The sequence below is a fragment of the Actinoalloteichus spitiensis RMV-1378 genome, assembly GCF_000239155.1.
GTDB classification, from domain to species: domain Bacteria; phylum Actinomycetota; class Actinomycetes; order Mycobacteriales; family Pseudonocardiaceae; genus Actinoalloteichus_B; species Actinoalloteichus_B spitiensis.
This window is the reverse complement of the sequence record NZ_AGVX02000160.1, coordinates 1-9,696: the sequence shown is the minus strand read 5'-3', so window position 1 is coordinate 9,696 and position 9,696 is coordinate 1. Positions and strand designations below refer to the sequence as shown.

Genomic DNA, 9,696 nt, shown 5'->3' with positions numbered 1-9,696 from the left:
GGTTCCCGTTGTGCCGCAACGGGAACCGGCGCCCACCAGGTGCACCGGACACGGCCGTTCGAGGGCGGAACCCCCCGCGATGACGGCCAACTCCCTCCCCGATGACGGCGGTTTTCCCCTGTCGCAGAATGGCGACTCCCGTGACCCCGGCTTACCGTGGCGCAGGTGCCTGTCCTGACAGGCACAGAATCGGCGCATCGCCGAGCGCGCTGTGTTTGTCTCGGGAGGGACTGAAGATGAACAAGGCCGAACTCATCGACGCACTCGCCGAGCGTATCGGCGACCGCAAGACCGCCACCGCGGCGGTCGACGGAGTCCTCGACCTCATCGTCCGCCGCGTCCAGAAGGGCGAGAAGGTCAACATCTCCGGTTTCGGGGTCTTCGAGAAGCGAGCGAGGGCGGCACGCACCGCCCGCAACCCCAGGACCGGCGAGGCGGTGCGCGTGAAGCGCACCAACGTTCCCGCCTTCCGACCCGGCACCAACTTCCGGGAGGTCGTGGGCGGGCAGCGGAAACTGCCCCGGCTGCCCGCCGCCAGGGCGACCACCACCACGGCCGGTACGAGTCGGGGCCGGAGCGGAACCACGCCCACGAAGTCCACGGGAACCGGCAGGACCGGACCCGGGCGGACGAGCACCGGCCGCTCCACGGCCGCCAAGTCCACCACCACCCGGCAGACGACGAGCCGGTCCAGCGATTCGAGCCGGTCCACCACGTCGACCACGGGACGCAAGACGGGCGGCACCACCAGCCGGTCCAGCGTGCCCCAGCCCCGCTCGTCCTCCACGAAGAGCACCAGCGGGCGTTCGGGATCCTCCGGCACCACCCGGAGCACGTCGACGTCGAGCCGGAGTTCGTCGGGCGGCAGGTCCTCCTCCGGGGGCACCAAGTCGCGGACGGGCGGCTCCAGCCGGCGCACCAGCACGCGCAGCGGCGGCTGAACGTTCCTCCCCGCCCTCGCGGCCGGTCGGCCCCGTCACCACCCGCTCGGGTTGGAGATGTAGTCGGCGGCCACCAGCACCGGCCGCGAGGGCAGGAACGACAACACCCAGGTGCTCGCCTTGCGGCTGCGCGGGGCCGGGAGCGCCACCCCTCCACCCTCGGCCAGCCGGGCCAGCAGGCTGGGAATCGCCCCGCCCTGGCTGCACACCACCGAGGTCTCCGGCAGTCCTACCAACGCCAGCAGCCGGTTCTCGGCCGCTTCCGGCGCCCGGGAGAACGCCTCCTCGGTCAGCGCCGGTTCCGCGACCACCGACGTGCCCAGCGCCCTCGCCACCGGCGACACCGTGTCGAGGCACCGCGTCATCGGTGCCGAGTGCACGCGTGCCGGCCCGAACACCGGCAACAGGTCCGCCAGCGCCTCGGCCTGCTTCCGGCCGCGTCCACTGAGCGGCCGGAGTTCGTCGGCTCCCTCCCACGTCTCCCGACGACCGGCCCTCGCGTGCCGGACCAACAGCACCGTCCGCAGGTCGGGGGGCGTGGCGGCGAAGCGGTCGAGCACCTGCCGGTCGGCCTCCCTGGTCAGGGCGGTCCTCGCCTCGGCAACGGGAAGCCACCGCAGGTCGTCGACCTCGTCCCCCGGCGTGAACTCCCCGCCGCGGGCCTGGGCGCTGAAGTACTCGACGACCTTGCGCCGCGCCCCGTCCGCCGCGAGGACGCGGTAGCGCACCGAGCCGAGCGACCTGCCCAGGGTGACCGCCAGTCCCGTCTCCTCGGCGACCTCCCGGACGGCGGTGGCCTGCCGGGTTTCCCGAGGATCCCGCTTCCCCTTCGGCAGGGACCAGTCGCCGTGGCGAGGGCGGTGCACCAGCGCGACCTCCACCCCGTGGCCGCTCGACCGCCACCGCCACACCACCGCCCCGGCCGCCCGCACCGTTCGCGTGTCCCTGCTGCTCGCCACTGCTCCTACCAGCCCGTGTGCGCCAATCCGGCCGGCGCGCCCCTCCGCGCCGACGAGAACCTACCTGGGGAACGCGGGACTCACCCGGTGGCCTGGTACCGCCGCAGCAGTTCGTACTGGTGGTCGCGGACCTGTTCCCCCTCGGTGGGTGAGGGGTCCCACTCGCCGTCCGGCCCCAGCACCCAGCAGCGGACCGACGGGTGCAGCGCCGAGTTCATGACCGAGTCGAGTTGGTCGACCAGGTCCGGGTCGGTGACGCGCACCTGGATCTCGATCCGCCGGTCCAGGTTGCGGTGCATCATGTCCGCGCTGCCGATCCACCGCTCACCCGCACCCACGAAGTGGTAGATGCGGGAGTGCTCCAGGAACCGACCCAGGATGGACCGGACGTGGATGCGGTCGGACAGCCCGGGGATGCCCGGCCGGAGCGCGCAGATGCCGCGCACCACGACCTCCACCGGCACACCCGCCTGGGACGCGCGGTACAGGGCGTCGATGACCTGCTCGTCGACCAGGGCGTTCACCTTGATGCGGACGCCGCTGAGCTCACCGGCCCTGGCCCGCTCGATCTCCCCGTCGATCCGTTCGATGATGCCGCGACGGACGCCGTGCGGCGCCACCAGGATGCTGCGGTAGGCCGTCTGGCTCGCGTAACCGGTGAGGGAGTTGAACAGGTCGGTGAGGTCGGCGCCGAGGTCGGGCTCCGAGGTGAGCAGCCCGATGTCCTCGTAGGTCCTCGCGGTCTTCGGGTTGTAGTTCCCGGTGCCGATGTGGCAGTACCGGCGGATCGTGGTGCCCTCCTGCCGCACCACCAACGCCACCTTGCAGTGGGTCTTCAACCCGACGAGCCCGTACACGACGTGCACCCCGGCCCGCTCCAACGCGCGCGCCCACCGGATGTTGGCCTGTTCGTCGAAGCGCGCCTTGATCTCGACGAGTGCGACGACCTGTTTCCCGGCCTCGGCCGCGTCGATCAGGGCGTCGACGATCGGCGAGTCCCCCGAGGTGCGGTACAGCGTCTGCTTGATCGCCAGCACCTTGGGGTCGGCCGCGGCCTGCTCGACGAAACGCTGCACGCTCGTCGAGAACGACTCGTAGGGGTGGTGCACCAGGACGTCCCGCCGGCGCAGCATCGCGAACACGTCCTTGGGCGTCTCCCCCTCGCCGAAAGCGGGGTGGGTCGCCGGGACGAAGGGGCGGTCCTTGAGCTGGGGGAGGTCGACCCGGTGGAGCAACGACAGGCAGGACAGGTCGAGCGGCCCCGGGACGCGGACGACGTCGTTCGGATCGACGTCCAGTTCCCGCAACAGCAGTTCCAGGGTGTGCGGGCTCATGGCGTCGGAGACCTCCAGCCGCACCGGCGGCCCGAACCGCCGGCGGGCGAGCTCCCGCTCCAGCGCTTGGAGGAGGTCCTCGTCGCGGTCCTCCTCCACCTCCAGGTCGGCGTTGCGGGTGACCCGGAACACGTGGTGCTCCATCACCTCCATGCCCGCGAACAACCGGTCGAGGTGGGCCGCGATCAGTTCCTCCAACGGGAGGAAGGTGATCGCGGTGGTCTCCCCGCTCGGCTGGACCTGGATCAGCCGGGGCACGTTGTTCGGCACCTTCACCCGGGCGAAGCGGGGAGTGCCGCTGGAGGAGTCGCGCACGATGACGGCGAGGTTCAGCGAGAGCCCGGAGATGTAGGGGAACGGGTGGGCCGGGTCGACCGCGAGGGGCGTCAGCACCGGGAAGACCTGCTCGCCGAAGTAGATCGACATCAGGTGCTGCTCAGCAGTGCTGAGGTCGCTCCACCGGACGATGCGCAACCCGTGGGTCTCCAGCGCGGGTCGGATGTCGTCGAGGAAGGCGTTCGCGTGCTGCTCGGCCAGTTCCTGCGTCCGCGCGGAGATCCTGGCGAGCTGTTCGCGGGGGGAGAGCCCGTCGGAGCTGCGGACGGAGAGCCCCGTCTCGTCGCGCCGTTTCAGGCCGGCGACCCGCACCATGTAGAACTCGTCGAGGTTCTCGGCGAAGATCGCCAGGAACTTCGCACGTTCCAGCAGCGGCTGGGAGTCGTCCTCGGCCAGCGCCAGCACCCGGGCGTTGAAGTCGAGCCAGGACAGCTCCCGGTTCAGGTAGCGGTCCTCCGGCAACCCGGTCGAGGCGGGTTCGGTCGGAGTGGCCGCGGGCGGAGCCGGCGGGAACGCGCGGCCGGAGTGGCCACCGCCATGGGGGGTGGCGGACACGCTCTGCGCTTCCCCAGCGGGACGGGGGCGCTCCCCGTCCGGGACGGCAGGGTGGTCAGCCGCCGCCGGCCGACCGGCCCCCGCGACCAGCGAGCTCGGCGTGCCGGGGCGCGCCGGGCGCCGTGCGGCGCCCGCGCCGACATCCGTCCGCTCGTCCGTCCGGTCCCGCCTGCTCGTCCCACGCTCCGCTTCCACGAGTCCCCATTGTCCTCCTCAGCCGCCCCCGGCAGGCCAGGAGATGCGCGCATTGGGGTGAACATCCGGGGACAACGGCACGGCGGGTGGGAGAACGAGGGCGACGGCGCCCTCGGCCTCGCGCCACAGCGTGACCCGCTGGCCACTCCGGGGCGCTATCCAGCCGCCCGCGGTCACCGCGGCCGCAGGCACGTCCACCAGCAGGCCGTCGTCCCGCAGCACCGTCAGTGAGCCGTCATCGCGGATGTCGCACACCGTGGCCTGTTCGGCCCGCCTCGGTGGCGGTCCGGGCGCCCGGGTGCCCTCCGGGTGCCGGGGCGACGTGCTACCGCCCCCCGGTGACGGGTTCGGCGGGGTGGGGGAGGTGGCCACCGCACCACCGTAACCAGCCGGTGCGCCGGCCGGGGCACGGCCGGTCAGGCTCCGCGCCGCGCCGGGCGGCGCGAGCCCACCCGCTCCGCCCGCTCGAACAGCTCCGCCGTCCTGGGCCCCAGTCCGAGGCTCGCGGCCTCACCCAGGTCGACGGCGGTGTCCACGTCGCAGCGCAACGTCGGCCAACTCCCGCGCAGCTCCACCGCCCCGGCCTCCCGGTGCCGGCGCGCCGAGCCGACCCCGAACCGGGGGTCCAGGGCCTCGCCGCGCGCGGCCAGCAGGAAGGTCGTGCCCGTGCCCTGCCGGTCAGGGCAGAACCCCCGGTCCTGCCCGGCCGCCGCGATGGCCGCACCCAGTTCGGACGCCGTCAGGGCCGGCAGGTCCGCCTGCAACGCCCCGACACGGTCCGCTCCGACGTGGTTGCGCAGCCACTCCGACCCGTGCCTGAGAGCCGCGTTCAGCCCGGCGTCGTGGTGGTCGGTCACGACGGAGAACCCGTCCGCCCGCACCGCCGCCGCCGTGGTCGAGTCCGCGGTCAACACGTGCACCCGCCGCACGCCCACCGCATCCCTGGCCGCCGTCGCCGTGTCCAACGCCAGCGCGATGACCAGGGAGGAGTGCAGGCGCGGGTCGCGGGCCCCGCCGTCGAGCGCGCCGAGCAGCCGCGTCTTGGCCGCATGCAGCATCTTGACCGGGATCAACAGGTCCACACCGCCATCCACCACACCATCCTGACCGACGTCGTGGTGTTCTGGCGAGACCCCCGCCTAACCTGTCGGACGGACGGTGGGCACACTCGCGGCAGGCCGATGCGCGACCCACCGCCGGCCGAGGACGAGGGAGGGCTGGGTGACCACCAAGGTGACCAGGGAAAAGGGAGGTTTCTGGGTCGGTCTCGCCGCAGCCGTGTTCTACCCGGCGACCCGGTTGTTCTCCCGCAGCGAATTCCGCGGTGGTGATCGTCTCCCCCGCGAGGGCGGCGCCCTGGTGGTGTTCAACCACATCTCCGAGATCGACCCGGTGTACGACGCCGTCGCCGTGCACTCCGCCGGCCGGGTCCCGCGCTTCATGGCCAAGCACAGCCTGTGGAAGGTGCCGGTGGTCGGTTCCCTCCTGCGCGGCGCCGGCCAGATCCCGGTGTACCGGGGTTCCGGCGACGCCCAGCGGAGCCTGCGGGCGGCGGTGGAGGGCCTCGCCGACGGGAAGGTGGTCGTCATCTACCCGGAGGGGACGGTCGGGCGTGACCCCGACCGCTGGCCCATGTACGCCAAGACCGGCGTCGCCCGGCTCGCGCTCGACACCGACGTCCCGGTGATCCCGGCCGTGAACTGGGGCACGCACGAGGTGCACGACTACCAGACCAAGAAGTTCCGCCCCTCCCGGCGCCGCCGCCGGGTCGTCGTCGAGTTCGGGGAACCCGTCGACCTCGGGGCCTACCGAGGTCGGCCCCGGGACGCGGCACTGCTCCGGGAGGTGACCGACGCCGTGATGGGCGGGGTGCGCGACCTGTTGGGGTCCGTGCGCGACGAGACACCCCCGGTGGCCTTCCACCGTCCCGGCGGCCGGCGGGACACCGGCTCCGCCACGGTCGCGGGGGGCGGCTCCGAGGGCGCTACCGGTCCGGGGGGCGACGCCGGCGCGGCGCCCGGCACCGAGCGCGGAACGGGCAGGGACGGGGACTCCCCGGTGGAGCAGGCGTGAACGCCCCCGCTCCGCACCGCGTCGCCGTGCTCGGCGCCGGCTCCTGGGGCACCGCCTTCGCCAAGGTGTTGGCGGACGCCGGGCGGGAGGTGGTGCTGTGCGCGCGCCGCGCCGAGGTCGCGGAGGCCGTCACCGCCAGCCGCTCCAACCCGGACTACCTGCCGGGAGTCCCGCTGCCGCCGAACCTGACGGCCACCTCGGACCCGGAGGCCGCACTGCGGGGTGCCGAGGCGGTGGTGCTCGCCGTGCCGAGCCAGACGTTGCGGGCCAACCTGGAGTCGTGGCGACCCCTGCTGCCGTCGACGGCTCCGCTGGTCAGCCTGGCCAAGGGCGTCGAACTGGGCAGCTTGAAGCGCATGAGCGAGGTCATCCGCGAGGTCGCCGGGGTGGGGGGTGACCGGGTGGCCGTCGTCACCGGGCCGAACCTGGCGAAGGAGATCGCCGACGAACAACCCACCGCGAGCGTGGTCGCGGCCGAGGACCCGGAGTTGGCGCTCGCGCTCCAGCGGGCCAGCTCCACCGGCTACTTCCGGCCCTACACCAACACCGACGTGATCGGGTGCGAGCTCGGCGGTGCGTGCAAGAACGTGATCGCCCTCGCCTGCGGGATCGCCGGCGGCCTCGGCTTCGGGGAGAACACGGCGGCGACGCTGATCACCCGTGGCCTCGCCGAGATCGCCCGGCTCGGCGCCGCGCTCGGCGCCGACCCCCAGACCTTCGCCGGGCTGGCCGGGATGGGCGATCTCGTCGCGACCTGTTCCTCCCCGCTGTCGCGGAACCGCACCTTCGGCGGGCGGCTGGGCGCCGGCGCCACGCTGGCCGAGGCCACCGCCGCCGGGAACGGACAGGTCGCCGAGGGCGTGAAGTCGTGCTCGTCGATCCGGGAACTCGCGATGCGCCACGGCGTCGAGATGCCCATCACCGACGCGGTGCACCAGGTCTGCCACGAGGGGCTCGCGCCCCGGGCGATGGCATCCGCCCTGCTGGGCAGGGCGAGGAAGGCGGAGTGGTCGTGACGGCGGGTTCACCGGAGTGGGGCGACGGGACGCGGTGCGTGCACGCCGGGCACGAACCGCCGAGGACGGGCGCGCCCCTGCGTCCCGGGCCGGTCTTCGCGGCCCCGTACCACCTGGCCGGTGCCGAGGGCACGCCGCCGGTCCCCGGTGCCGTGGAGTACGGCCGGTCGGGCAATCCCAGCTGGACGGCCCTCGAAGAGTCCATCGGCTCGCTCGACGGCGGTCAGTGCGTGCTGTTCCCCTCGGGCATGGCCGCCATCAGCGCCCTGCTGCGCGCGGTCCTCCGCCCAGGGGACACGGTGGTGCTGCCGGCCGACGGGTACTACGGCACGAGGGACTTCGCCGCCGCCGAGCTGGCCAGGACCGGTGTCACGGTCCGGGAGGTACCGGCCCTCGGACCCTGGTCGGACGAGGTCCTGGCCGGCACGAGCCTGGTGCTGTTGGAGACGCCGGCGAACCCGGGGCTCGACGTCTGCGACATCGCGGCGCTGGCGGCGCGGGCACGGCGGGCCGGTGCGCTGGTCGCCGTGGACAACACGACCGCGACGCCGCTCGGTCAGCGTCCGCTCGAGTTGGGGGCGGACGTGGTCGTCGCCAGCGACACGAAGGCGTTGACGGGGCACAGCGACCTGCTCCTGGGGCACGTCTCGACGGCTGATCCGGAGTTGGCCGAACGGCTCCGGCTCGGGCGGAAGCGGGACGGTTCCCTGCCCGGGCCCTTCGAGGCCTGGCTCGCCCACCGCAGCCTGAGCACCCTCGACCTCCGGCTGGCCCGGCAGGCCGAGAACGCGGCGGCGCTGTGCGCGGCCCTCGAGGGACATCCGCTCGTCACGAACCTGCGGTGGCCGGGGCTTCCCGGTGATCCGTCCCACGCGGTGGCCAGGGCGCAGATGCGCCGGTTCGGCGGCGTGTTCTGCTTCGAACTGCCCGACGCCTCCTGCGTCTCCAGGCTGGTCCGGCGCAGCTCGCTGCTCGCCGAGGCGACCAGCTTCGGCGGGGTGCACTCGACAGTGGACCGGCGAGCGCAGTGGGGCGACGCCGTCGCGCCCGGGTTCGTCCGGTTCTCCGCCGGGTGTGAGGATCCGGACGATCTCGTCCGGGACGTGGTGGCCGCGCTCGACGGGCTGGGTCGGGACTGACCCGGTCGTTCCGGAGCACCGGGACGAGGCGCGGCCTGCCCCGCGGGTGCCGCTTCCAGCGCGGCGGGTGGTGCCCGGAGCCACCCTCGTCCCACCTGGCGGGAGGCGCGCTTCGACGCGCGCGCTGCCGGCAAGGTGACCCTTCCCGCCTCCGGGTGGTTTGGCCCTGGTCCCCGGCGGGTAGCCGGCGCTGGTGGCGGAGCGGAGGCGACGAGCGCTGCGGAGACGGCCGCGCGGCGTTCCGACCGGCGAGGACGTGCTGGTCCGTCGGCTGCCGGCGGGTGTGCCCCGGGGTGCCGGGGATGACGGGCGACGGGCCTTGCCCTCCGACACGGGCGGTGACATGTTTCTCGCCCGTTCGAGGTTTAGTCACCAATGTGGAGGATTCTTGACCAGGTTGGCGTGTGCCAGGTTGACGCCTCACCCCGGTCTTGGTTTTCTTAGTCACGGCCCAGGAGCCCGCCCGGTCACGGACGGCGTCACCAGGACCCCGCCCCCGTGCGGTCGACGGGGCTTCGGGCCGCATCCGAGGAGGAACATGCACCAGCGCGGTGGTCGTGAGCGGAGAGGTCCCCTTGACCTCGGCCGTGCCGCCAGCGCGCTGTGTCCTCAGGGCTGACGTTCGTCCGCCGGCGCAGGGCCGGACCGCTTCGCCCGCCCCCGGGGCCACCGGGGATGAGACTTCCCTACCAAGCAGAGGACTTCTGTTGTTCGCCGTGCCTGCCAACACCATCGCCCCGCCCGCACAGCGGTCGGCCGCGCACCCCGTCCGCGTCGCCCTCGAGACCGTCGCCAACCGCGCGCACTGGGCCCACCGCCTGCGCTACGACCCGGAGCGCCGCTGGTCCGACCTGCTGGAACGTACCGAGGACCAGGAGATCTGGCTGCTGTCCTGGCTCCCCGGGCAGCGCACCGAACTGCACGACCACGGCGGAGCGGTCGGCGCCTTCACCGTCGTGAACGGTGTACTCACCGAACGGGTGGTCCGGGAACAGCCGGGTGACGACCACCTGGAGGTGATCTCCCCGTTGGTCGCCGGCCAGTCCCGCGTCTTCGGCCCGCACTACGTGCACCAGGTCGTCAACGAGGGGCCGGATCCCGCGGTGTCGGTGCACGTCTACCGGCGGGCCCGGCAGCCGGTAGACGTG

9 protein-coding genes are annotated in these 9,696 nt (G+C 73.3%); 5 read left to right on the top strand and 4 right to left on the bottom strand.

Translation table 11 applies throughout. The features are described 5' to 3' along the window. The first annotated feature begins 236 nt into the window (after positions 1–236). Positions 237–941 carry an HU family DNA-binding protein gene (locus tag ACTIDRAF_RS35270; protein ID WP_016698306.1) on the top strand — a complete coding sequence of 235 codons (705 nt, stop codon included), beginning with the start codon at positions 237–239 and terminating at the stop codon, positions 939–941. Between the two features lie 35 nt (positions 942–976). On the opposite strand, the gene ACTIDRAF_RS0208480 is transcribed toward ACTIDRAF_RS35270, so the two are convergent. The 4 genes from ACTIDRAF_RS0208480 to cofC form a co-directional block, all read right to left on the bottom strand. Further along, entirely contained in the window at positions 977–1,900 is a 924-nt protein-coding gene (locus ACTIDRAF_RS0208480) for an NUDIX hydrolase (RefSeq protein WP_016698305.1), read from the bottom strand. A gap of 80 nt (positions 1,901–1,980) precedes the next feature. Beyond that, positions 1,981–4,125 (bottom strand): RNA degradosome polyphosphate kinase, encoded by a 2,145-nt coding sequence (locus ACTIDRAF_RS0208475; RefSeq protein WP_016698304.1) that lies wholly within the window; start codon positions 4,123–4,125, stop codon positions 1,981–1,983. Positions 4,126–4,338: 213 nt separating this feature from the next. Continuing rightward, positions 4,339–4,692 (bottom strand): hypothetical protein, encoded by a 354-nt coding sequence (locus ACTIDRAF_RS0208470; RefSeq protein WP_157162922.1) that lies wholly within the window; start codon positions 4,690–4,692, stop codon positions 4,339–4,341. Positions 4,693–4,736: 44 nt separating this feature from the next. Next, entirely contained in the window at positions 4,737–5,417 is a 681-nt protein-coding gene (gene cofC, locus ACTIDRAF_RS0208465) for a 2-phospho-L-lactate guanylyltransferase (protein ID WP_016698302.1), read from the bottom strand. Positions 5,418–5,541: 124 nt separating this feature from the next. On the opposite strand from cofC, the gene ACTIDRAF_RS0208460 reads away from it, so the two are divergent. From ACTIDRAF_RS0208460 to ACTIDRAF_RS0208445, 4 genes are all read left to right on the top strand, one after another. Further along, a complete protein-coding gene (locus ACTIDRAF_RS0208460) occupies positions 5,542–6,393 on the top strand; it encodes a lysophospholipid acyltransferase family protein (protein WP_016698301.1) in 852 nt (283 codons plus the stop codon). After that, complete coding sequence (locus ACTIDRAF_RS0208455) at positions 6,390–7,409, top strand: NAD(P)H-dependent glycerol-3-phosphate dehydrogenase (protein WP_016698300.1); 1,020 nt, start codon at positions 6,390–6,392, stop codon at positions 7,407–7,409. The genes ACTIDRAF_RS0208460 and ACTIDRAF_RS0208455 overlap by 4 nt, the downstream gene beginning before the upstream one ends. Next, on the top strand, positions 7,400–8,548 hold the full coding sequence (locus tag ACTIDRAF_RS0208450) for a cystathionine gamma-lyase (RefSeq protein WP_016698299.1): 1,149 nt from the start codon (positions 7,400–7,402) through the stop codon (positions 8,546–8,548). Before ACTIDRAF_RS0208455 ends, ACTIDRAF_RS0208450 begins: the two co-directional genes overlap by 10 nt. A 707-nt stretch (positions 8,549–9,255) precedes the next feature. Next, the coding region (locus tag ACTIDRAF_RS0208445; protein WP_016698298.1) for a cysteine dioxygenase at positions 9,256–9,696 on the top strand (441 nt) is incomplete at its 3' end.